Genomic DNA, 23,168 nt, shown 5'->3' on the forward strand with positions numbered 1-23,168 from the left:
AGAGGCAGAGGCAGAGGCAGAGGCAGAGGCAGAGGCAGAGGCAGAGGCAGAGGCAGAGGCAGAGGCAGAGGCAGAGGCAGAGGTCCGATCAGCCCCCCCCGCTCATGAAGGCAGTCAATGTAGCCCGCCGTCCAGCGGCAACGCGCCCCGCCTGTCCGAACCTCAGGCCGCGGGGCGGCTCAGGTTCACCCGGTTCCGGCCATGGGTTTTTGCCGTGTAAAGCGCCCGATCCGCCCGCGCCATCAAGGCTTCGGCTGACAGCGGGTGGCCTTCCTCTTCCACTGGGCCGACGGAAAGACCGATGCTGATGGTCACATGGATCGGCTGGGGCGTGCCAGGGACGACAAAGCCGCGGTTGCCGATATCGGCACAGATTGCCGCCGCCGTCTTCTCTGCATCCGCAAGGCCGGTGCCGGGCATGACGATCAAGAATTCTTCCCCCCCGATCCGGGCCACAAGGTCCATGCCGCGCAGGTTGTTGCGCAGCCGTTCCGCCGTTTGCACCAAAACGGAATCCCCCGCGGCATGACCGTAACGATCATTGATGCCCTTGAAGTGATCCAGATCGGCGACCATCACCGAAAAGGGGCGGGCGGTCGCAACGGCATGTTCCGCGATATGGTCCAGATGGGGCAGGGCATAGCGGCGGTTGTGCAGCCCTGTCAGCGGGTCGAAAACGGCGGCCTTCAGCCCCGTGCGCACCGTGTCGCGCAGTTGGTCCGTCATTCGCTTGCGGCGCAAAATCGCATGCAGGCGCAGCGCCATTTCCGCCGGGTTGAAACCTTCGGTCATCAAATCATCCGCCCCTAGGTCAAGGGCGGTGGCGGCAAGCGCCGCATCCGGGGCCAATTGCACCACCAGCAGCCCGGTATGGCGGGTCTGGGCGTTGGCCCGGAGCGTCGAGATCAGACGCAAGGCTGCCGTGGCGGGCACGGGGTCTTTTGGCAGAACCAAAACGAATGCGTCGGGCGGTCCGTTGGCGGCGGCGGCGCGAATGGCCTCCTCCGGATTGGCGAGGGTGAGGCGCGCGCGCAACTGAGGGCGGAGTTGTTTCGCCCAATTCACGCTTACCGCGCTGTCGGAATGGATGATCACACAGTGGCTGCGGGCGGTGAATTCCGCCGCAGGCTCCGCCAGCCCGAGCGCGCGGGTCGTATCCTCGCGCATTTCCCATTCGTCCGCCGCGTTGCGGGCGCGGATGAGGCTGCGGGTCCGGCCCAACAGCAACGTGCAATCGAGCGGTTTCAGCAGCACATCGCTCGCCCCCGCTTCGAGTGCGGTAAAGCGATCCACGGCCTGATCGCTATTCCCGATGGCCAAAACCGGGAGCTGCGCGGTATCGGGAGTGGCTTTGAGCACGCGACAGAGGTCCGCCGCCCCGCCACCCGGCAATGTCAGCGCGCAGATCACCAGATCCGGCGGGTTTTCCCGCAGGCAGGCCAAAGCCTCTTCCATGTCTTCGGCCTGAACGACGTGATAGTATGCCGCACAAAGCTTGACCTTGAGGGCGATGCGATTGGTCGCGATCGCATCTGCAATAAGGATGGTCCCTTGCACGACAACTCCTTCACCGTACAAATCAGTTTGATGCGAGAGTCTTTGCCCCCTAATGGTTAACAAAGGGTTTCCAACCTTCAGCGAAAGACGGTTTTCCAATGTCCTATACCCAAGACACCGCTGAGACTTTGGCGCTTCAGGCGCTGGGCTGGCTGGCGGCGAATGATGATCTGTTGCCGGTGTTTCTGGGCAGCACCGGTGCCTCCGAAGCGGACCTCAAAACGCAGGCAAGCGACCCTATTTTTCTGGGCGCTGTGCTGGATTTCCTGATGATGGACGACGCGTGGGTGATCGGGTTTTGCGACCATCTGGCGATCCCCTATGAGCGGATCATGCAAGCCCGCGCGGCGCTGCCCGGGGGGGAGCAGGTGCATTGGACTTAAGAAATGTTAAAGCGCTGCTGTTCGACAAGGATGGCACGCTTTTCGACTTCGCCGCGACTTGGGAGCCTTGGGCCGAGGCCTTCTTGCTGCGGGTCTGCGAGGGGGATCGCGGGCTGGCCGCACGGGTGGGCGCGGACATCGGCTTTGACCTCGCCACGCGCCGTTTCGCACCGGACAGCATCGCCATCGCCGGCACGCCGCATGAGGTGGTCGATGCCTTGGTCCCGCATTTCCCAGACCTGCTGCCAGCGGATCTGTTGGACATCATCAACGCCGAAGCCAGCGCCGCGCCACAGCGCGAGGCGGTGCCGCTGCGACCGTTTCTGCAAGGGCTCCGCGACCGGGGTCTGCGCCTTGGCGTGGCGACGAATGATGCCGAACACCCCGCGCGGGCCCATCTGCTGGCCGCGGGGGTGGTCGATATGTTCGACTTTATCGCAGGATTTGACAGCGGCCATGGGGGCAAGCCGTCGCCGGGGCAGTTGCACGCCTTTGCCGCCCATGTGAACCTTCCCGCCGCCTCTGTCGCGATGATCGGAGACAGTGTTCACGATCTGGAGGCCGCGCGGGTGGCGGGGATGCTGCGGGTCGCGGTGCTGACCGGCCCCGCCACTGCGGAAGACCTCGCCCCATACGCCGATCTGGTCTTGCCGGATATCGGCCATTTGGCGCAGCGCTTGGCCTGAGGGCGCTCTATTTTTCGACCATGCGCGCGCCTTCGAGCAGCCCCTCTTCAAGAGTATCGCCATGCAGGACCGAGATATCGCCCGTGGTCTCCAACACCACGGCGCGCACATCAGAGAAGCGCAGGGCATTGGCCTCTCGCAACTTGGCGATCAGATCGGCGCGCGCGACGCGGGTCTCGCTGAGGGCGGCATCGAAAATCTCACCCTCCCGCATCAGGATCACGGGTTCGTTCTGCACGGCCTGCTCAAAGCTGTCGGAAGCCTGCCGTATCTTCGCGATGACGAATTGCGCGCCGAGCAGGGCTGAGATGGCCAAGGTCGGCTGGGCGAACTCCGGCCAAGTGGTGGCCTGACAGGCGCCCGCAAGCAGCGAGCCGGTGGCGACCGTGGCGACAAAGTCAAAAGCGGTCATCTTTGAGAAGGTGCGCAGCCCGATGACCCGGACCACGATGATCACCCAAGTCAGGGCAATGGCCGAAAGCAGCAGCGCCCGGGCGAGGATATCCAGCGGGACGTGATCAAAGAACATCAGCCATGCCCCCCGTTCAATGCCCGGCCCCGTTGGATAAAGAACCGCCCCAGAAGCACCACCATCGCCATGGCAATCAGGCCCAGATAGCGCTCATAGACGCCATCGATCCCGGTGGGCAGAAAGAAAAAGGGCGGGGCCGAGACCAGCCAGAGGAGCGAGATCACCTTGAGCGACTTGGCAAGGAAGCTTGATATATCGGCGAATCCCCGCGACAGCAGCCAAGGCACGGTGAGCATGATCAGGCCGAGCGCGTAGACCAGATAGATATGGATCACCACACCGTCGGAATCGCGGTCTCCGTATTCGTTGCGCGCGCCCACTAGAAAGACGATGAGACCCAGCAGGGCGAGCCCGATGGTGGCGATGCTCCACCAACGGTCGCCAAAATGCACATGGGCGCAAAGCAGGGCGCAGGCGATGAGCGCGGCGGAGAAGGCATAGATACCGATGTCGACGATGAACTCATACCGTCCCGCGCCCAGATCGCTGATCGTGTCGGCGATCCAATCGTGATCCGGCACCACGAAATCCGCGATCAGGATCGATACGGCGAATATCACACAGCCAAGGATGGCCACCCAGCCCAGACAGACCATAAACCCCGGCGCGCTGTGCTGCCGGGGTGCTGTGACGTCATTGTTCATGTTGCGTAACCCTTCTTGGCCGCCTTAGTCGGTCAAAGGTCCGACCCCGTGGTCGGACCCAAAGTATCAATCCAAAAGTCGTGAGCGTTCTTCGGCGTTGGGGCTGCCGGCGGGAGCTTCGTCCAATGTGGCCTCAGGGCGGTGCAGGTCTTCTTGAGGTTTCTTGGGCGGTGTCGTGTTCTCGTCCTTGGGGTGTTTGGGATCATCGCTCATGGAAAGTCTCCTCGGCCTGGGGAGAGGCGGGGCATCGCCTCCTCTTCCTTTACCGAACGCGCAGCATATAGCGGCGGTTCCGCGGGCGGCGCGGGGCGGGGCGGGGCGGGGCGGGGCCAAGGCAATTTCCCGACAACTGTATTCATCAGGTCAATCTTAACCACTGCCCCTGCAATCTGGGGTTGGGAAAATGGGAATGAGGCAATCATGCACGGGCTTATCAACCGCAGCATCCAAAACTACTTTTGCGCGAACTACGGGCAGAGGCTCTGGGCCGATGTGGCCGCGCGGGCCGGGTTGGATTTCACCGAATTCGAGGCGATGATGACCTATCCGGATCACGTCACCCCGGCGGTGCTCGAAGCGGTCTGTGCCGTGCTGGACCGGCCCCTGGCCGAGGTGATGGAGGATGTCGGCACCTTCCTCGTGGCGCAGCCGGGCTACGAGGCTGTGCGGCGCTTGCTACGGTTCGGCGGGGTCAGCTTCAGCGATTTCCTGCAATCGCTCGACGATCTGCCGGACCGGACCCGCCTTGCCCTATCGGAACTGCATCTGCCCCCGGTCGAACTGCGCGAAGACCCTGATGGCCAATATTCCCTGATCTGTGAGGCGCCGCTGGTGGGATACGGCTATCTGATGATGGGCGTTCTGCGGGCCATGGCCGATGACTATGGCGCGCTGGTGCTGCTGGAGCATTGCGGGCGGTCCGAAGGCGTCGAAGCGTTGAAGATCATTCTGGTCGAGGCCGAATTCTCGGAAGGGCGCCGGTTTGAGCTTGGGGCGCGGGCATGAGTGGCGCAGGCCACGATCCGGCGGTTCTGGACAAGCTTTGCCCGATGCATCTGCTGCTCTCGGCCAGCGGCAGGATCCGCCACGCTGGGCCCACGATCCAGAAACTGCGCCCGCGATCGCCGCTGGCGGGGCGGCGGTTTCTGGATACGGTCACCGTCAAACGGCCCCGTGGCATATCGGGAATGGAAGACCTGCGCCGGGCCGCCGGGATCAAGCTGCACCTCGCTTTTCGCGACGCGCCGCGGACCGAGTTGAAGGGCCTGCTGGTGCCGCTGGGGGATCGGCGTTTGATCGTGAACCTCTCTTTCGGGATTTCGATTTTCGACGGGGTGCAGGACTATGCGCTGACCAATGCGGATTTCGCCGCCACCGATCTGGCGATCGAGATGTTGTACCTGATGGAGGCGAAATCCGCCGCGATGGAAGCCTCGCGCCGTTTGAACCTGCGTCTGCAAGAAGCGCGGATCGCGGCGGAGGAACAAGCCTTTACCGATACGCTGACGGGGCTGAAAAACCGGCGCGCATTGAACGCGGTGCTGGAGCGGTTGATCACCGCCGGTGAGGGGTTTGCCGTGATGCATGTCGATCTCGACTATTTCAAAGCGGTGAACGACAGTTTGGGCCATGCGGCGGGCGATCATGTGTTGCAAGTCGTCGCCCGGATCATGCAGCAAGAGACGCGCAGCTCTGACATGGTGGTGCGTTTGGGCGGGGATGAGTTCACCGTGGTTCTGCCCGATGTGCGCAGCGAGGGCATCCTGCGCGGGATCGGCCAGCGGATCATCGACCGGCTGGAAGAGCCCATTCATTTCAAGGGGGAGGTCTGCAAAGTCTCGGCCAGCATCGGCACGGTCTGGATCCAGCGGGGGGACCGGCGATCGCGCGACGTGGTCTTGGCCAATGCCGATGCCGCGCTCTATGCCTCGAAACACGCAGGCCGGGCGCGGCATACCTTCTTTGACCCCACCCTGCGCGCGGGGGGCGGGATGGTTGCCGCACCTGCCGAAAAGGGCGGCGGCTAATTGCTCGGGGGCGCTGCGGGCCGGGGCGGAAGGGCACAGGGGCAGTGGACCGCGCAGAGCGGCTGGCGTATCACAAGGGCATGAAATCGCCCCTGCATCTGTTCCGCCGCCTGCGCCAACGCCTGCACAACGCCCGCCGTCGCGCGCGCTTTGCCGCCTCCTTGCAGCATTTGCATGGGCCGAGCAAACTCAACACCGCCCCGGGCGAGGTGGTGCTGATCACCTTGGTCCGCGATGGCAGCTATTACCTCGACGCTTTCTTTCGCCATTACCGCGCGATGGGCGTGCAGCATTTCGTCTTTATCGACAACGGCTCACGTGATGACACCATCGCCCGGATCAAAGCCCAAAAGGGCACGGTGATCGACCGTTGCACCCTGCCGTTGGCCGAATACGAAGACCTGATCCGCCAATACCCCGCGCAGACCTATGGCAAGGACCGCTGGTGTCTCTATGTCGATATGGACGAGATTTTCGATTTCGAAGGGCGCAGCCAGATCGGCATCAAGGGGCTGACCGCCTATCTCGACCGACAAGGCTATACCGCCTTGGCCGCGCAGATGCTTGAAATGTTTTCCAAAACCAGCCTCGCGGCGGCGGCGGGGATGCCCTACAAACAGGCGCTGCAGTCCTTCCTCTATTACGACATCAGCGCGGTGCGCAAAATCGATTACCACAGCCCGGAGATTCCGTTTTCCGCCCTGCTGGCCGACAACGAACTTTCCAACGAGGCAGTGAAATTCGCTTTCGGCGGCGTGCGTGGCAAGGTCTTTGGCGAAGACTGCTGCCTGACGAAACATCCGCTGATTTTCAATGGGCCAGAGGTCACGCCCGCGCCGCATCCGCATCTCTCTTCGGGGGTGCGGGTGGCGGATATGACGGCGGTGATCAAACACTATAAATTCGCCAATGACGCCGCCGCGCGGGATGCCGAGACGCTGGGCGCGGGCAACCTGTCTCATGGCGAAGACGCGCGGCGGATGGCGGTGATCGGTCGGAACCCCGATGTGTCGCTCTTCTCGCTGGACGCGCGGCGCTGGAACCGGGTCGAACTTCTCTATCGTGCGGGCTTTCTGGTCCCGTCGGAGGCCTATAGCGCCCATGTCGCCGCTTGGCGTGATGAGCATGCCGCATGAGCATCGGTGCTGTCGTCATCGGCCGGAATGAGGGCGCGCGGTTGGAGCGGTCCTTGCAAGGACTGGCAGGGCAGGTGACGCAGATCGTCTATGTCGACAGCGGCTCGACCGATGGCTCGGTCGCCATGGCGCGGGGGCTGGGGGCCGAGGTGATCGAGCTTGACATGCAGCAGCCCTTCACCGCCGCGCGGGCGCGCAATGCGGGCATGGCGGCATTGGGTGAGGGGATCACGCTGGTGCAGTTCCTTGACGGGGATTGCATCCTTCGAGACGGTTGGCTGGCGGTGGCGGAGGCCCATCTGAGCGCTCATCCGCAGGTCGCCGTGGTCTGCGGCAGGCGGCGTGAGGAAAACCCCGATGCCTCTGTCTACAACAGGCTGATCGACCGCGAGTGGGATACGCCCGTGGGCGAGGCGCTTGCTTGTGGCGGTGACGCGCTGATGCGCTTGGACGCGCTGCGCGCCGTGGGCGGCTACCGGGCCGAGATGATCGCCGGGGAAGAGCCGGAGCTTTGCCAAAGGCTGCGCCGCGCGGGCTGGCAGATATGGCGGCTCGACGCCGAGATGGCATGGCATGACGCGCAGATCACTAAGGTCGGTCAGTGGTGGCGGCGCAGCCTGCGGGCGGGCCATGCCTTTGCCGAAGGGGCCGCGCTGCATGGCGGCGGGCCGGATGGGCATTGGGTGGCCGAAACGCGCCGCGCACTACTCTGGGGGGCGCTTCTGCCCGCCGTGATCCTGCTCTTGGCGCTGGTGCTCCCTTGGGCCGGGCTTGGGCTGGCATTGCTTTATCCGCTGCAACTGTTGCGGTTGATGCGGCGGGGCGGGGTGGCTTGGGGCTTCTTCACCCTGCTGGGCAAATTCCCCGAAGCCTTGGGCGTGCTCAAATACCACATGCGCCGCGACGGGCGGATCATCGAATACCGCTGAGCCTAGCGCGCGCGCCATGCCGCAAGCGTCAATCGCGGCAGGATCGCGAAACAACGGGCATAGCGCGGCACCATCCGCGCCGGGCTTTGCATAGCCCGCCAAAGCCACTCCAAAGCCAGCATCCGCATCCATTTCGGCGCGCGGCGCTGCCGCCCGGCGAGGAAGTCCAACCCCGCCCCGATCGAGGCAAAGCCGACCCCCGGCGCTATGTCGCGCCCGCGTGCGGCAAGGATCTCTTGCTTAGGCGCGCCGAGGGCCAGAAAACAAAGGCGTGCGCCGCTTTGGGCGATCTCCCGCAGGGCGGTATCCGCCTCGGCACTTTCGGGGTCAAAGCCCATGGGCGGGGCGGCGATATGGCATATCTCCAACCCCGGCAGACGGGTCCGCAGGGCCGCTGCGGCCCCCTGCAGCGCGCCCTCATCGCTGCCGAAAAAGGCGACAGGCAGCGAGTGTGCGGCGGCCAATTCGCAAAGCGGCAGGATCAGATCGGAGCCGGGCATCAGCTCGACCGGCTGGTTGGCGAGTTGCGAAAGCCAGACCACGGGGCGGCCATCGGCCACGATGAAATCCTGCGCGCGATAGGCGGCGGCGAAGCCCGCATCGCGGGGCAATTTGGTCAGATGGTCGAGGTTGAGCGTAGCAAGGGCGAATCCCTGATCCGTGGCAAAGCGCGCGCGCAGGGCCTGAAACAATGCGGCCCGCGTCGCCACATTGACCTCTACGGCGGCAGTGCCCGTGCCATACTTCATGCCGCGCCTTCCGCTGTCGCAACGCCACGTGCAGGCGAAGGAGCATAAGCTTCGCGCTCTATGCCATTGATTTCATGTGCCATCTATCAGCCACGCCCGCGCCAAAGTGAACCTGCGGCAAAACTAGCGGGATGACAGGGCTGGGGCCAGATGGTATTTTCGCCCGGCCCCATCCTGCCGCGCCCCGACGCGGCTTTCGCGAAGGACGTCATGCCAAATCCCGTCGCCTACCTGATGTTGCTGATCTGGCCTTTCGTCTGTCTGGCCCTGTTTCGCAACCTGCCGCTCCAGCGGGCGCTGATCTGGTCGATCCTTGGCGGCTATCTGTTCCTGCCCCCGTTGGCGGAGTTCAACCTGCCGCTGGTGCCGGGGCTCGACAAAGTGTCGATCCCGAACCTGAGCGTCTTGCTGATCATCTGGCTGGGCACGCAGGAGAAATTGCAGCTTTGGCCCACTTCGCGTCTGGCGGGGCTTTTGGTGCTGGGGCTGGTCTTTTCGGCGGTGCCCACGGTGCTGACCAACGGCGATCCGATCCTGTTTCAGTCGATCCGCGGCTTTGAGCCGATCCTTTTCCCCGTCGACACGCTGCCGGGGCTTTCGATCCGTGACATCGGCTCGGTGCTGATTGGGCAGGTGCTGATGCTGGTGCCCTTCCTGCTGGCGCGGCAGTTCATTGCGGATGAAAAGGGGCTGCGGGAATTGCTCTTGGCCTTCATGGTAGGCGGGGTGATCTACTCCGTGCCTTCGCTGTTCGAGATCCGTTTCTCACCGCAGCTCAACACATGGATCTACGGGTTCTTCCAGCACTCCTTTGAACAGATGATGCGCAATGGGGGCTTTCGCCCCATCGTGTTTCTGCCCCATGCGTTGTGGCTGGCGCTGTTTATGTGTATCGCGCTGCTGTCGGCGGTGGCGCTGGCGCGGCAGACCCCGGTGATCGACCGCTGGAAGATGCTCTTGCTGGCGGGCTATCTCGCCGTGGTTCTGCTGCTTTGCAAAAGCCTTGCCTCGCTGGCCTATGCGCTGCTTTTGGTGCCGATGGTGCTGCTGACCCCGGCGCGGTGGCAGATCCGTCTGGCGGTGGTCTTTGCCATCGTGGCGGTGATCTATCCGATGCTGCGCAACGCCGGTCTGGTGCCGCTCGATGCGATCCTTGCTCAGGCCGAGGCGATCAGCGCGGACCGGGCGCAATCGCTTGGCTACCGCTTCATGAACGAAGAGCAACTGCTGGCGCGGGCCGCCGAGAAACCGTGGTTCGGCTGGGGCGGATGGGGGCGCAACCTGATCCGCGATGCGACGAACGGCAATATCCTGTCGATCCCCGATGGCCGCTGGATCATCGTTTTCGGCACTTTCGGCTGGCTTGGCTACCTATGCGAGATGGGCCTTTTGGCGTTGCCGATCTTCCTCGTGGGGCTGCATCTCTACCGGATGGGCGATGCGAGCCTATCCCCATGGCTTCCACCACTCCTTTTGATCCTTGGCATTACCATGATGGACATGTTGCTTAATGCCACGCTGACCCCGCTTACTTGGCTCACGGCTGGGGCGATCCTTGGCCATGCCGAAGGGTTGGCGGCGGCGCGCAAAGGGCGGAACAGGATCGACGCCCCCGCGTTGAACGCAAAGCGGACGGTTTTCTAAACCGCGACCCATTCACGGCGCTGTGAAGTGATTTTGGCCGAAAGTGACCCTAGGGCACGTTATCGGCTCATTTTCGCCAGATTTGCCTGTTGTATGCTTCACCCGAAGCTTAAATTGAACCTCAAGGGTGCCGCACTCTGGCCAAGCGGGCGGTGGGACATGTGTCGCAATGAATAGCACGGACAACACTCTTTCGCGCGGTGACATCGCGATCGTCGGCATGTCGGTGACGGTGCCGGGCGCCGAAGGGATCGACGCCTATTGGGCGAACCTGCGCGACGGGGTGAGCGCGCTCAAGCGCCGCGACGCAGCAGAGCTGCGCGCTGCCGGAGAGAGCGCCGAGCGGATGGCCCGGCCAAACTATGTGCCCGTCACCGCCGATATGCCCGGCTTTGACATGTTCGATGCGGAGTTCTTTGGCTTTTCGCCAAAAGACGCCGCCATCCTCGACCCGCAGCACCGCAAGTTTCTTGAGATCGCATGGGAGGCGATGGAACAGGCGGGGCATATGCCCGAAAGCCTTTCCGGCCCGGTGGGTGTCTATGCCGGCTGCGGCATGGGGAGCTATTTCTATTTCAACATCTGCTCGAACCCGGACCTCGTCGACGACGTGGGCATGTTCCTGCTGCGCCATACCGGGAACGACAAGGATTTCCTGTCGACCCGGGTGAGCCATGTGCTTGACCTCAAAGGCCCGTCGATCAACCTGCAAACCGCCTGTTCGACTTCACTGGTGGCAATTCACTACGCGGCCCAAGCGCTGCGCGCGGGTGAGATCGACATGGCGCTGGCAGGCGGGGTGACGATCGAACTGCCGCAGGGGCGCGGCTATGAGTTCAAGGAGAACGAGATCCTTTCGCCCGATGGCGAATGCCATGCTTTCGACCACCGCGCGCAGGGCACCGTCTTTGGCTCCGGCGCAGGCGCCGTGGCGTTGCGGCGGTTGGAGGATGCTGTCGCGGATGGTGACCACATCTGGGCGGTCATCAAAGGTTCGGCGGTGAACAACGACGGGGCGGCCAAGGCGGGCTATCTGGCACCTTCCGTGGACGGGCAGACCGCCGCCATCGCCCGCGCGCTGGATGATGCGGGCGTGGCGGCGCAGAGCATCGGCATGGTCGAATGCCACGGCACCGGCACCTATCTGGGCGACCCGATCGAGGTGGCCGCCCTGACCCAAGCCTACCGCGCCGAGACGCAGGCCGAAGATTTCTGCCGCATCGGCTCGGTCAAGACCAACATCGGCCATCTCGACACCGCGGCGGGCGTGGCGGGGCTGACCAAGGCAGCGCTGTCGCTGCACCACCAGCAGATCCCGCCCTCGCTAGGCTATGAGGCGCCGAATCCGGCGATCCCTTTTGAAGGTTCGCCCTTCCGCGTCAATGACCGGCTCTATGACTGGCCCGGCCAAAGCACCCCGCGCCGCGCCGCGGTCAATGCGCTTGGCGTGGGCGGCACCAATGCGCATATGATTTTGGAAGAGGCACCGACCCGCGGGGCCTCGGAAGACAGCGATTTCCCTTTCCATGTGCTCTGTCTCTCGGGGCGCAGCAAGGCGGCCTTGGATGCCAATAGCGCCGCGCTCGCAGCACATTTGCGCGCCCATCCCGAACAGCCCTTGGCCGATGTGGCCTTCACCCTGAAAGAGGGCCGTCGCGGTTTTGACAAACGCCACGTCTTGGTGGCCGAAAGCCATGAGGAGGCCGCCGCCCTGCTGGAAGCGGGCGACAGCCGCCGTGTCTTTACCCATGACCACCTCGGCCCTGATCCCGAAGTCGTTTTCATGTTCCCCGGCGGCGGCGCGCAATATGCCGATATGGCGCGCGATCTTTACGAGACCGAGCCGGTCTTTGCCGAATGGATGGACCGGGGGCTGGCCCATCTGGCCCCGCAGCTCGACTACGACATTCGCGCGATCTGGCTGCCAGAGCCTGAGGGCCGCGCAGAAACCGAGGCCAAGCAGAAACGCCCCTCGGTGCAACTGCCGCTGATCATGATCGTTGAATATGCGCTGGCGCAGCTTTGGCTGTCTTGGGGCGTGAAACCCGCCGCGATGGTGGGGCATTCCATGGGCGAGAATGTCGCCGCCTGCCTTGCCGGGGTGATGCGTTTTGAAGACTGTATCGACCTTGTGCTGCTGCGCGGGCGGCTTTTTGATGAGGTGCCATCGGGCGGGATGATCAGCATCGCCGCGCCGCTTGACCGGATCACGCCGCTTCTGGGCGACGCGCTTGATATCGCCAGCGTGAACGGCCCGGAACTGATCGCCGTTTCCGGCCCCGAAGACGCGCTGGAGGCGCTGCAAGAGCGGCTCGACGCCGCCGGTCTTGACCATCAGCGCATCGCCATCGACATCGCCGCGCACTCGCGGATGTTGGACCCAATCCTTGACCGATACCGCGCCTTCCTCGCCACGCTTGACCTGCGCGCGCCGCAGATGCCCTTCCTGTCGAACCGCAGCGGCGAGGTGATCACGGCGCAGATGGCGACGGACCCCGACTATTGGGTCGCACAGCTTCGCCACACGGTGAATTTCGCCGATTGCATCAACACTTTGAGCAGCGATGCGCCGCGGGTTTTCCTTGAGGTCGGGCCGGGCAAGGCGCTTTCCGCCTTGGCGCAGATGCACACCAATGTGGCCCCGGGGCAGGTGATGTCTTCGCTGCGCCACCCTGAACAAGAGATCGCGGATGATGCCTATTTCCTCGGGGTGATCGGGCGGCTCTGGGCCTGCGGGGTCGAGGCCGATTGGGCGCAGATTTGGGGCGAGGCACGGCGCAACCGCGTGGTGTTGCCGACCTATCAATTCCAACGCGCGCGCTATTTCATTGAGCCGGGTGAGGCGGCGGCGCGCCCTGCCGAGCAACCGCTGCAACGGCTGGAGGATATCGGCGACTGGGGCGCGCTGCCGCATTGGCAACCGCGCTATGCCGAACGGGATTTGGACCTGTCCGGCCCGCTGAATTGGCTCGTCTTTTCCGAAACGGCGGGGCTGGGGGCCGAGGCCGCGGCACGGTTGCGGGCCGAGGGGCACCGGGTGGCAGAGGTCACGGCGGGGGATGCCTTTGACCGCGTCAGCGCCGATCATTTCACGCTTGCCGCCGAACAGGGGCGGTCGGGCTATGACCAGTTGATCGCAGCGCTTGAGGCCGATGGGCGGAGGCCCGACCGGATCGCGCATTTCTGGCTGACCGATGATCAGGCCGCCCCGCGCCCCGGCTCCAGCCGGTTTGACCGCAATGTCGAACAGGGGTTCTGGAGCCTGACGTGGCTCGCCCAGTCTTTGGCTGAGGCCGAGAACCCCGCGCCGCTGCACCTCAGCGTCTTCACAACCGGTGCCGCGCAGGTGGCAGAGGAGGGGCTGGCCTATCCTGAAAAAGCGCTCATCTCCGGCCCCGTCGGGGTCATGGCGCGCGAGGTGCCGGGGCTGACGGCAACTCAGATCGACCTTCCCGAGGCCGCCCCTGTCGCGCTTTCCGGGTGGTTCGCGAAACCGGTAACGCCCGCGCCGGTTACTGATCTCGCGGACCTGATTGAAGAGCTTTTGGCGACCCCCGCCAACCTCCAAGTCGCCCACCGTGCTGGCCGCCGCTATGAGTTGGGCTACCGCGCCGCCGCGCTGCCCGAGACCGATCTGCCGGGCTGGGAGCCGCAGGGAAGCTACCTCATCACCGGCGGTTTCGGGGGCATCGGCCTGACCCTCGCGGCGGATATTTTGGAGACGTCCGGCACCCGCGTGATCCTGCTAAGCCGCGCGGCCCTCCCGATGCGCCATGAATGGGACAGCTACCTTGCCAGCCACGGCCCGGCGGATGCCACGGCGCGCCGCTTGCGGGCTATCCTGCGGCTTGAGGCCAAGGCGGCGCAATCGGGCGGGGCGGTCGAGGTGGCCCGCGCGGATGTCGCCAACCTTGCGCAGATGCGCCGGGTGATCGACGACCTGACCGCGCGCCACGGCGGGCTGACGGGGGTGATCCATGCCGCGGGGGTGCTGGACGACGCGCCGCTTTTGGCCAAAACGGATGCGAATATCGACGCGGTGCTTGCGCCCAAGGTGCAGGGGCTGCGGGTCTTGGATCAATTGCTGCCCGATGGCACGCTCGACCTCATGGTGCTCTTTTCTTCGACCTCCACCGCGACCCGCGCGGCGGGGCAGGTGGATTATGTGGCGGCCAATGCCTGGCTCAACGCCTTTGCGCAATCGCGGCGCGCGGCGCAGACCCGCGTGGTGGCGGTGAACTGGGGCGTTTGGGCCGATGTCGGCATGGCAGCAGAGAGCCTTGGCGGCGGCGGTGGTGCCGTGGCGCTGCCCGCCCGCCCGATCGAGGCGGCGCTCTTGGAAACCGCCGGTTCAGGCCATAGCGGTGCGCCCGAATTCACGACCGAGATTGCAGCCTCACATTGGCTGCTCGACCAACACCGCACCTTGGATGGCCGCGCGATCATGCCCGGCACGGGCTATATTGAGCTTTTGGCCGAAGCGGCGGCGGAGCAGGGGTTCGACGGCTTCACCCTGCAAGACCTCTACTTCCTGCGCCCCCTGCCGCTGGCCGATGGGGCGCGGCGCAGGATCAAGATCACCCTGATCCCTGAGGGCAAAGGTTTCGCCGCCGAGTTGCGCAGCGCCTGTGTGGTCAACGGAAAGCCCGCGTGGCAGTTGCATGTCCAAGCGCGGATGTCTCCGGCGGGCGACAGTGCCGAACCGCTTGACCTCGCGGCCATCGCCGCCCGGTGCAAGGACGTGGCCGAGGCCGCCCCCGGAAGCCATCTGCCCGCCGTTCAAGAGGCGCATTTGAAATTCGGCCCGCGCTGGCATGTGCTGCAACGCACCGCCTTCGGGCGGGGTGAGGGCATCGCCACATTGCACCTGCCCGAGGCTGCGCAGGGCGATCTGACCCACGGCTACCTGATGCACCCCGGTCTGATGGATATCGCCACCGGTTGGGCCATGGCGCTGATCCCCGGCTATGCCGCGCGCCACCTTTGGGTGCCGCTGTCCTATGGGGAGATCACGCTCCACGCCCCGCTGCCTGCCGAAGTCCGCTCGCATGTCCAGCTGGCCGAGGGCACGGGGACCGAGGGTTTGGCCCGTTTCGACGTGACGATCACCGATCCGCAGGGCACTGTTCTGATCGAGGTTCGCGATTTCGCGATGAAGCGGCTCGAAGGGGCCTTTACCGAGGTGCCTCCGCCCGACGCCCGCGAAGTGACCTTTGAAGATGCTGACAGCAGCGAGAGCCTCAGCCCCGCCGAAGAGCGTCTGGCCCGTCTGGTGCGCCAAGGCATCCGCGCGCAGGAGGGGCCAGAGGCGCTGCGCCGTGCGCTGGCGCTGGAAGCGCCGCAGGTCATGGTCTCTTCGCTGCCCCTGCAAGGGCTGATCGCGCAGGCCGATGCGCCGCTGACCGATGCCGCCGCCCAAGGGCAGAGCTTTGAGCGGCCCGATCTCGACGGCTCCTTCGTGGCCCCGCGCAATGGGATCGAAGAGAGATTGGCCGAGATTTGGTCGAACCTTTTGGGCGTCAGCCCCGTGGGGGTCGAGGACAGTTTCTTTGATCTCGGCGGCCATTCCCTGATCGCGGTGCGCCTCTTCGCGGCGGTCAAACGTGAGTTCAAGGTGGAGTTCCCGATCTCTGTCCTTTTCGAAGCGCCGACCATCGCCAAATGCGCAGCGCTGATCGCGGCGGAGCGCGGGGATGTGGCGCAGGCGGAGGCGGTCGAGACAGACGCGGCGGGCTCGCAACAGCGCTTTGACTACCTCGTGCCGCTCAACCAGTCCTCGCGAGACGCGACGCCGCTGTTCGTGGTCGCGGGGATGTTCGGCAATGTGCTGAACCTGCGCCATCTTGCCTTGCCGTTTAGCAGTGAGCGCCCGGTCTATGGGGTGCAGGCCCGTGGGCTGATCGGAGACGCGGCCCCCCATGAAGAGGTGCAGACCGCCGCGGCGGATTACATCGCCGAAATCCGCGCCTTGCAGCCCCAAGGGCCTTATTTGCTGGCCGGATACTCCGGCGGCGGGATCACGGCCTATGAGATGGCGCAGCAGTTGAAGGCCGCGGGGCAGGAGGTGGCCGTTCTTGCGATGCTCGACACGCCGTTGCCCGTGCGCCCGTCGCTCAACAAGATCGACAAGGCGCATATCAAACTGGCCGAACTGAAGCGCAAAGGCCCGGCCTATCTGCTGGAATGGGCGCGCAACCGCTGGGCGTGGGAGCGTGAGCGGCGTCGGGCGCCGCAAGAGACGAGCGGCGAGGGCGAGGGGGTTTCCTTTAACAGTCTGCGCATTCAGGCGGCGTTCCTCCGCGCGGTGGGACGGTATGAAACCCCGAAGTGGGACGGGCCGATGACCCTGTTCCGCCCGCCGCTGGATCGGCATTGGGCGGTCTCTGCCGGGCAGTATGTCACGGCGGAAAAGGAATATGTCTATGAGGACAACCAGTGGCGGCAATACGCGCCGCGCTTGCAGGTGATCGAAGTGCCGGGCGATCACGTCAGCATGGTGCTGGCCCCGAATGTGACCGTGCTGGCGCAAGAACTGGCCGAGGTGATTGCGGCAGCCCTGCCCGAAGGCGCAGGCCACGACCACACCCAAGCCACGGCAGCGGAATGATGCAGCAACCGCCCCGCCTTCTCGTCGTCATCCTCAATTACCGCACCGCAGAGATGACCCTGCGCGCGGCTGAGGCCGCATTGGCCGATATGCCCGATGCGGGTGCCGAATTGGTGATCGTCGACAATGACAGCGGCGACGGCTCTGCCGCGTTTCTGGCGCAGGAGATCGCCGCGCGGGGGTGGGATGCGGGCAACCGGGTGCGGCTGATCGCATCGCCTGGCAATGGCGGCTTCGGCGCGGGCAACAACCTTGCCATGCGAGCGGGGATGTCCGACGGGGCCGCGCCGGATTTCGTGCATGTGGTGAACTCGGATGCCTTCCTCGATCGCGGCTGTATCGGGGTGCTCTTGGACCACCTGCAAAACCACCCCCGCGCCGGATTGGCCGGAAGCCATGTGCGCGGGGAGGATGATCTGCCCCATGCCACGGCCTTTCGTTTCCCCACCGCCGCCGGAGAGTTGGAGGCCGCCGCGCGCTTTGGCCCGCTGACGCGGCTGCTCTCTGCCTCGGTCGTGGCGCCGCCCCTGCCTGAAAAGGCGGCGCAGGTCGATTGGGTGGCCGGGGCCAGCGTCATGATGCGGTGGGACATGCTGGCCGAGATCGGCCTCTTCGACGAAGCCTATTTCCTCTATTACGAAGAAACCGACCTTTGTCTGCGGGCCGCGCGGGCGGGTTGGGACTGCTGGTATGTCCCGCAGGCGCGCTGCGTGCATGTCGGCTCAGTCTCGACCGGGATGAAGGAATGGCGGCGCATGCCGCGCTATTGGTTCGACAGCCGCCACCGCTATTTCGCCAAGAACCATGGCCGCGCCTATGCGGCACTGGCCACGCTCGCCCGGCTTGCCGGGGGCGGGTTGCACCATCTGCGCTGCCTGCTCACCGGGCGCCGCCCCGAAGATGCGCCGGGTTTCTATCGCGACCTTGCGGCCCATGTGCGCACCGCGCGGCGCGCGGCCCCCGCCGTTCAAGACCCAAGCCGTAGCCCCGCCACGAAGGACCGTTGATGACCGTCAGCTTCAAGACAGACCCGTTCACCGCCTTCCTGATGGGCGACGAATCCCTGACCATCGCCTGCGGCGACATGCTGCTGGCGGGCGGGCACCAGATCGCTGCCGTGATCACCCGCGACGACGCGGTGCGCGCTTGGGCCGAGGGGCAGGGGCTGGCGCTTTGCCGCGATGCCGAGGAACTCTTGCCGATGGGGCTGGCCGCCGACTGGCTGTTAAGCATCGCCAACCTGCGGCTGATCCCCGACACGGTTCTGGCGCTGCCCAAACGCGGGGCGGTCAACTTTCACGATGGTCCGCTGCCGCGCTATGCCGGGCTCAACACACCCGCTTGGGCGATCATCAATGGCGAGGCGCGGCATGGGGTCAGTTGGCATCTGATCGAGACCGGCGTCGATACCGGCGACCTACTGGCGCAGCGCAAGGTTGATATCGCAGCCGATGAGACGGCCTTTAGCCTCAACTCCAAATGCTACGCCGCCGGGATGGAGAGCTTTGGCGAGGTTCTGGCCCAGTTGGAAAGCGGCAGCCTGCAAGGCACCGCCCAAGACCTGAGCCAGCGCAGCTATTTCGCGAAGGACAAACGGCCCGAGAACGGCGGGCTGATCGATTTTACCAAAACGGCGGAGGAGATCGGTGCGCTGGCCCGCGGCCTTGATTTCGGAAGCTATTGGAACCCGCTGACCACGGCGAAAATCCTAGGCGCGGATGGCGCGGTGCTGGCCGTGTCCCGCGTGGAACGCGCGGCGGGGCAGGGCGGCACGCCCGGCGAGGTTGTCGAGGTCGACGAGGCGCGGGTGATCGTGGCGGCGCAGGACGGGCATATCGCCCTCCATGATCTGCGCGATATGGCGGGCGAAAGCGTTGCACCTGCGCAGTTTTTCGCCCCCGGGGATATGTTGCCCCAGACGGCAGGCCCGGTTCCCGCTCCGGCTGAAGAGGCATCTTGGCGGCGCGCTCTGACCGGCTTCGACGCGCTGCCGGTCCCCTTGGCCACCGCAACCGAATCGCCGAAGACAGGGGGGGCGCGAGAGATCACCTTGCCGCAGGGAAGCGACCCGTTGCACCAAGTCGCCGCCGCAGCCCTCGTCGCGCTGCGCAGCGCCGGGGCCAACGAAGGCGGCATCGCTTTGCGGCGTGAGGACGCACCCGCGTCGCTTATCGCCGATTGGCTGCCGATCACCATCACGGCAGAGGCGGAAACACCGGTGGCCGAGTTGCTGGCTCAGTTGGACCCCCAACTCAGCCGCACAAAGGGGGCCGTCGGTTTCGCCCGGGACCTGCCGCTGCGCGATCCGGCGATTGATGTGGCTGCCGCCCCGGAGTTCGCGATCTCCTTTAGCGATGAACCGCTTGCGGGGGCGGCGCTGACCCTCTGCCTCACCCCACAGGGCGCGCGGCTTCGTTCCGATAGCGCCCGGCTGTCCGACGCCGCGGTCGACCTCCTCGCCGCGCGCTTTGAGGCGGCCTTTGCCAAGATCACCGAAACCTCGGACTGCGGCACCGTCTGGACGCTCCCAGAGGCCGAGGCGCAGATCTTGGCCCGCGTCAACGCGACGACGCGCGATTATGACCCCCACACCATCCACGCCGCTTTCGAGGCGCAGGTGGAGCGCACCCCCGACGCGCCCGCGCTGGTCTTTGAAGGCGAGACGCTGAGCTACGCCGCATTGAACACCCGCGCCAACCAATTGGCGCATCTGCTGCGCGATAGGGGGGCGGGGCCGGGGATGCCGGTGGCCCTTTGCGTCGCACGGGGGGTGGACCTGCTGGTCGGCACACTTGGCATTTTGAAAGCCGGGGCCGCCTATGTGCCGCTTGATCCGGCCTATCCGGCGGACCGTCTGGCGCATTACCTCTCGGACAGCGGCGCATCTATCGTGGTCACGCAATCGGCCCTCACCGCCAGCCTGCCCGGGCATGACGCCCAGGTGGTTGAGATCGACCGCGACCCGCGCCTTGCCACAGCACCGACGGCGAACCCCGCCGCCAGCGCCGGGCCGGATGACCTCGCCTATCTGATCTATACCTCCGGCTCGACCGGGACCCCCAAGGGCGTGATGGTCAGCCACGGCAATGTGGCGAATTTCTTTGCCGGGATGGACGACCGGATCGACCATGAGGCGGGGGCGGTCTGGCTTGCTGTCACAAGTCTCAGCTTCGACATCTCGGTCTTGGAGCTTTTCTGGACCCTGGCGCGGGGGTTTAAGTTGGTGCTGGCGGGCGATGACAGCCGGGCGCTCATGTCGAACGGCCCAATTTCCACGAGCGACCGCAGGATCGACTTCAACCTGTTCTATTGGGGCAATGACGATGGCGTCGGCCCCAAGAAATACGAGTTGCTTCTCGAAGGGGCGAAATTCGCCGACGCCCACGGCTTCAACGCGGTCTGGACGCCCGAGCGGCACTTCCATGCCTTCGGCGGCCCTTACCCCAACCCCTCCGTCACCGGCGCGGCTGTGGCGGCGGTGACGCAGAACCTTGATGTGCGTGCGGGGTCTTGCGTGGCGCCGCTGCACCACCCCGCACGGATTGCCGAGGAATGGGCGGTGATCGACAACCTGACAAACGGGCGCGTGGGACTGGCCATCGCCAGCGGATGGCAACCCGATGACTTCGTGCTGCGCCCGGAGAACATGCCGCCCGAAAACAAGCCCGCGATGTATGACGCCATCGATCAGTTGCGCAGGCTCTGGGCCGGGGAGCCGGTAGAGTTCCCCCGCGCCGATGGCACGCCCCACGCGGTGGTGACCCAGCCGCGCCCCGTCTCTGACAAACTGCCGATCTGGGTGACCACGGCGGGCAATCCGCAGACTTGGAAGGAAGCGGGGGAGATTGGGGCCAATGTGCTGACCCACCTGCTGGGCCAGTCCGTGGAGGAGGTTGCCGAGAAGATCAAGATTTACCATGACGCCCTGCGCGCGGCGGGCCATGATCCGGCGGACCATCGGGTCACCGTCATGCTGCACAGCTATCTCGCCCAGACCCGCGCCGAGGCCGAAGAGACGGCGCGCGGGCCGATGAAGGACTACCTGCGGTCGGCGGCGGGGCTGATCAAGCAATACGCATGGGCCTTCCCGGCCTTCAAGAAACCGGCGGGCACGACGAATCCGTTTGAGATCGACCTTGAGGGTCTCTCGCCCGAGGAAATGGACGCGATCCTTGAGTTCGCCTTTCAGCGCTATTTCAACGACAGCGGCATGTTCGGCACCGTGGCCGATGGTCTGGCGCGGGCCGAGCAGCTCAAGCGGATTGGCGTGGATGAGATTGCCTGTCTGATCGACTATGGCATTCCGACCGACAAGGTGATGGCGGGGCTTGCCCCCTTGGCCGAGGTGTTGCACCGCGCCAATGCGGGCGGGCAACCGTCGGCGGATGACCACTCCATCGCCGCGCAGATCATCCGCCACGGGGTGACCCATCTGCAATGCACGCCTTCGATGGCGCAGATGATGGTGATGAACGACGAGGCGCGCGGCGCATTGGCGCGGATCAAATCGCTGATGATCGGGGGGGAGGCGCTGCCCGGCACCCTGCTGCGCGGGCTGCGCGCGGCGACCTCGGCGCAGATCCAGAACATGTATGGCCCGACCGAGACGACGATCTGGTCCACGACCCATATGCTCGACAGTGCCGAGGCCACCACCGCGCCCATCGGCAGGCCAATCGCCAATACGCAGGTCCATATCCTCGACCCCGCGCGGCAGCCGCTGCTCATCGGTGCACCGGGGGAGCTATGGATCGGGGGCGATGGCGTCACGCAGGGCTATTGGCAACGGGCCGAGATGACGGCGGCGCGTTTCATCGACGATTCTTTCACCGGCAGGGGCCACCTTTACGGCACGGGCGATCTGGTGCGGATGGACGCCGAGGGCGTGCTGCATTTCGAGGGCCGCGCCGATGCGCAGGTCAAGATCCGTGGCCACCGGATTGAGCTGGGCGAGGTTGAGGCGCGTCTTGCCGAGTTGCCGGGGGTGCGCCAAGCCGTGGCGGTGCTGCGCGAGGATGCCGGGCAGGGTGGCGCGCAGTTGATCGGCTATGTGGTCGCGGAAAAGACGGTGGATAACGACGCCGCGCGGCGTCAATTGGCCGCGCATCTGCCCGATATCATGGTGCCGCAGGCCATCGTCACCCTCTCTGCCATGCCCATGACGCCGAACAAGAAAATCGACCGCAAGGCGCTGCCCGCCCCGACCCGGCAAAGCGCGCCGACCCCTGCCGCGCCGGAGGCCGAGACGCCCGCGGTCGGCAGCCAAGCGGCGATCGCGCAGGTCTGGAGCGCGCTTTTGGGGGTAGGGGACATTCGCGGCGAGGATAATTTCTTTGCCCTCGGCGGCCACTCGCTGCTGGCGGTACAGGCGCATCGCGACATCAAGGCGGCTTTGGGCGTCAGCGCCCTGTCAATCACTGATATCTTCCGTTTCCCGAGTCTTGCCGGATTGGCGGCACATATCGACGGGCTGGGGGGCAAGACCGCCGCACCGGCCAAGGCAGCCACCGCCGCCGAGACGCCCGCACGGTCCGAGACCATGTCGAAACGTCGCCTCATGCGGGCCGCGCGTGGCCGCGGGCGCGGTTGAGGTGACGGAGGAGGGCGAGATCAGGACTGCCGTTCAGGCTCTTTTCGATCTCCCGGTCGCTGTTGCCGTGACCCGACCCGACGGAGCCTATCCGCCGTTGCTGGGGGACGAGGCGACCCTCATCGCACGGGCACGACCCAAGCGTGCAGCCGAATTCACCGCCGGACGCCACGCGGCGCGGGAGGCGATGCAGGCGCTTGGCCATCCGCCCGCGCCGGTGCTGGCCAGCGCCGACCGCGCGCCGATTTGGCCACCCGGGCTGACCGGGTCCATCAGCCACTGTGACGACTGGTGCATCGCGGTTCTGGCGCGCAGGGCAGAGGTGGAGACCCTCGGCGTCGACATCGAAGACGACAGCCCACTGCCCGCAGACCTGCTCACCGAAATCTGCCTTCCGGCGGAAATCACCCGCCTCGGCGGTGCGGACCTAGCGGCTGCGAAACATATCTTTTGCGCCAAGGAGGCGGCCTATAAGGCGCAGTATCCAGCGACCAAGGCGCTTTTTGGCTTTGATCGGCTCGAGGTCACCCTATCTGGCGATAATACCACCTTCGACGCGCGATTTACCCAAGATACTGAGGGCTTTAGCCGCGGCGATAAGCTGCCGGGGCGGATCGCGTCGGTGGCGGGCCACCTTGTCAGCGGGGTGGCGATTGGGCAGATTGATCGCAAAGGAGCTTGATC

General features: G+C 65.3%; 17 protein-coding genes. 12 read left to right on the plus strand and 5 right to left on the minus strand.

The features are described from left to right. On the plus strand, nt 1–220 hold a 220-nt coding region (locus ACGYK9_RS13190), incomplete at its 5' end, for a hypothetical protein (RefSeq protein ID WP_394411886.1). Here the strand turns inward: ACGYK9_RS13190 and ACGYK9_RS13195 are convergent. Continuing rightward, the gene (locus ACGYK9_RS13195) at nt 163–1,557 is read right to left on the minus strand and encodes a diguanylate cyclase (RefSeq protein ID WP_394411889.1); all 1,395 of its coding nucleotides are present in this window, start codon (nt 1,555–1,557) and stop codon (nt 163–165) included. The two genes, ACGYK9_RS13190 and ACGYK9_RS13195, sit on opposite strands and share 58 nt — an antisense overlap. 98 nt (nt 1,558–1,655) lie before the next feature. On the opposite strand from ACGYK9_RS13195, the gene ACGYK9_RS13200 reads away from it, so the two are divergent. Then, nucleotides 1,656–1,940, plus strand: coding sequence for a DUF3572 domain-containing protein (locus ACGYK9_RS13200; protein ID WP_271687853.1), 285 nt, complete (start codon nt 1,656–1,658; stop codon nt 1,938–1,940). Then, entirely contained in the window at nt 1,931–2,626 is a 696-nt protein-coding gene (locus ACGYK9_RS13205) for an HAD family hydrolase (RefSeq protein ID WP_394411892.1), read from the plus strand. The genes ACGYK9_RS13200 and ACGYK9_RS13205 overlap by 10 nt, the downstream gene beginning before the upstream one ends. A gap of 7 nt (nt 2,627–2,633) precedes the next feature. Here the strand turns inward: ACGYK9_RS13205 and ACGYK9_RS13210 are convergent, their stop codons facing one another. From ACGYK9_RS13210 to ACGYK9_RS13220, 3 genes are all read right to left on the minus strand, one after another. Further along, the gene (locus tag ACGYK9_RS13210) at nt 2,634–3,155 is read right to left on the minus strand and encodes a DUF421 domain-containing protein (protein ID WP_271687850.1); all 522 of its coding nucleotides are present in this window, start codon (nt 3,153–3,155) and stop codon (nt 2,634–2,636) included. Beyond that, nucleotides 3,155–3,802, minus strand: a complete 648-nt coding sequence (locus ACGYK9_RS13215) for a DUF998 domain-containing protein (RefSeq protein ID WP_067261619.1) — start codon at nt 3,800–3,802, stop codon at nt 3,155–3,157. The genes ACGYK9_RS13210 and ACGYK9_RS13215 overlap by 1 nt, the downstream gene beginning before the upstream one ends. Nucleotides 3,803–3,868: 66 nt before the next feature. Continuing rightward, a complete protein-coding gene (locus ACGYK9_RS13220) occupies nt 3,869–4,015 on the minus strand; it encodes a hypothetical protein (RefSeq protein ID WP_394411895.1) in 147 nt (48 codons plus the stop codon). Nucleotides 4,016–4,222: 207 nt separating this feature from the next. On the opposite strand from ACGYK9_RS13220, the gene ACGYK9_RS13225 reads away from it, so the two are divergent. From ACGYK9_RS13225 to ACGYK9_RS13240, 4 genes are read left to right on the plus strand one after another with little or no spacing between them, the layout of a single operon-like run. Further along, nucleotides 4,223–4,807: a heme NO-binding domain-containing protein gene (locus tag ACGYK9_RS13225; RefSeq protein ID WP_394411898.1), complete on the plus strand. Its 585-nt coding sequence runs from the start codon at nt 4,223–4,225 to the stop codon at nt 4,805–4,807. After that, complete coding sequence (locus ACGYK9_RS13230; protein ID WP_394411901.1) at nt 4,804–5,829, plus strand: diguanylate cyclase domain-containing protein; 1,026 nt, start codon at nt 4,804–4,806, stop codon at nt 5,827–5,829. Before ACGYK9_RS13225 ends, ACGYK9_RS13230 begins: the two co-directional genes overlap by 4 nt. A gap of 44 nt (nt 5,830–5,873) precedes the next feature. Next, on the plus strand, nt 5,874–6,965 hold the full coding sequence (locus ACGYK9_RS13235) for a glycosyltransferase family 2 protein (protein ID WP_394411904.1): 1,092 nt from the start codon (nt 5,874–5,876) through the stop codon (nt 6,963–6,965). Continuing rightward, nucleotides 6,962–7,894: a glycosyltransferase family 2 protein gene (locus tag ACGYK9_RS13240; protein WP_394411906.1), complete on the plus strand. Its 933-nt coding sequence runs from the start codon at nt 6,962–6,964 to the stop codon at nt 7,892–7,894. The genes ACGYK9_RS13235 and ACGYK9_RS13240 overlap by 4 nt, the downstream gene beginning before the upstream one ends. A gap of 2 nt (nt 7,895–7,896) precedes the next feature. Here the strand turns inward: ACGYK9_RS13240 and ACGYK9_RS13245 are convergent, their stop codons facing one another. Next, complete coding sequence (locus tag ACGYK9_RS13245; RefSeq protein ID WP_394411908.1) at nt 7,897–8,643, minus strand: WecB/TagA/CpsF family glycosyltransferase; 747 nt, start codon at nt 8,641–8,643, stop codon at nt 7,897–7,899. 150 nt (nt 8,644–8,793) lie between these two features. Between ACGYK9_RS13245 and ACGYK9_RS13250 the strand changes: the two genes are divergently transcribed. From ACGYK9_RS13250 to ACGYK9_RS13270, 5 genes are all read left to right on the plus strand, one after another. After that, a complete protein-coding gene (locus tag ACGYK9_RS13250; protein WP_394411911.1) occupies nt 8,794–10,287 on the plus strand; it encodes a hypothetical protein in 1,494 nt (497 codons plus the stop codon). A 169-nt stretch (nt 10,288–10,456) separates the two neighbouring features. Further along, nucleotides 10,457–16,894 (plus strand): type I polyketide synthase, encoded by a 6,438-nt coding sequence (locus tag ACGYK9_RS13255; protein ID WP_394411914.1) that lies wholly within the window; start codon nt 10,457–10,459, stop codon nt 16,892–16,894. Beyond that, nucleotides 16,894–17,901, plus strand: coding sequence for a glycosyltransferase (locus tag ACGYK9_RS13260; RefSeq protein ID WP_394411917.1), 1,008 nt, complete (start codon nt 16,894–16,896; stop codon nt 17,899–17,901). The genes ACGYK9_RS13255 and ACGYK9_RS13260 overlap by 1 nt, the downstream gene beginning before the upstream one ends. Next, nucleotides 17,901–22,484, plus strand: a complete 4,584-nt coding sequence (locus tag ACGYK9_RS13265) for a MupA/Atu3671 family FMN-dependent luciferase-like monooxygenase (protein ID WP_394411920.1) — start codon at nt 17,901–17,903, stop codon at nt 22,482–22,484. Before ACGYK9_RS13260 ends, ACGYK9_RS13265 begins: the two co-directional genes overlap by 1 nt. 67 nt (nt 22,485–22,551) lie before the next feature. Then, nucleotides 22,552–23,166, plus strand: coding sequence for a 4'-phosphopantetheinyl transferase (locus ACGYK9_RS13270; protein WP_394411923.1), 615 nt, complete (start codon nt 22,552–22,554; stop codon nt 23,164–23,166). Nucleotides 23,167–23,168 lie beyond the last annotated feature (2 nt).

The sequence above is a fragment of the Sulfitobacter sp. 1A15258 genome, from assembly GCF_043557045.1.
Taxonomy (GTDB): domain Bacteria; phylum Pseudomonadota; class Alphaproteobacteria; order Rhodobacterales; family Rhodobacteraceae; genus Sulfitobacter; species Sulfitobacter faviae.

What these genes read in the sequence shown, in the direction of transcription:
- ACGYK9_RS13225 (WP_394411898.1), top strand. Translation starts at nt 4,223, where the DNA reads ATGCACGGGCTTATCAACCGCAGCATCCAAAACTACTTTTGCGCGAAC.
- ACGYK9_RS13260 (WP_394411917.1), top strand. Translation starts at nt 16,894, where the DNA reads ATGCAGCAACCGCCCCGCCTTCTCGTCGTCATCCTCAATTACCGCACC.
- ACGYK9_RS13245 (WP_394411908.1), bottom strand. Translation starts at nt 8,643, where the DNA reads ATGAAGTATGGCACGGGCACTGCCGCCGTAGAGGTCAATGTGGCGACG.
- ACGYK9_RS13220 (WP_394411895.1), bottom strand. Translation starts at nt 4,015, where the DNA reads ATGAGCGATGATCCCAAACACCCCAAGGACGAGAACACGACACCGCCC.
- ACGYK9_RS13210 (WP_271687850.1), bottom strand. Translation starts at nt 3,155, where the DNA reads ATGTTCTTTGATCACGTCCCGCTGGATATCCTCGCCCGGGCGCTGCTG.
- ACGYK9_RS13240 (WP_394411906.1), top strand. Translation starts at nt 6,962, where the DNA reads ATGAGCATCGGTGCTGTCGTCATCGGCCGGAATGAGGGCGCGCGGTTG.
- ACGYK9_RS13230 (WP_394411901.1), top strand. Translation starts at nt 4,804, where the DNA reads ATGAGTGGCGCAGGCCACGATCCGGCGGTTCTGGACAAGCTTTGCCCG.
- ACGYK9_RS13200 (WP_271687853.1), top strand. Translation starts at nt 1,656, where the DNA reads ATGTCCTATACCCAAGACACCGCTGAGACTTTGGCGCTTCAGGCGCTG.
- ACGYK9_RS13215 (WP_067261619.1), bottom strand. Translation starts at nt 3,802, where the DNA reads ATGAACAATGACGTCACAGCACCCCGGCAGCACAGCGCGCCGGGGTTT.
- ACGYK9_RS13255 (WP_394411914.1), top strand. Translation starts at nt 10,457, where the DNA reads ATGAATAGCACGGACAACACTCTTTCGCGCGGTGACATCGCGATCGTC.
- ACGYK9_RS13250 (WP_394411911.1), top strand. Translation starts at nt 8,794, where the DNA reads ATGGTATTTTCGCCCGGCCCCATCCTGCCGCGCCCCGACGCGGCTTTC.
- ACGYK9_RS13265 (WP_394411920.1), top strand. Translation starts at nt 17,901, where the DNA reads ATGACCGTCAGCTTCAAGACAGACCCGTTCACCGCCTTCCTGATGGGC.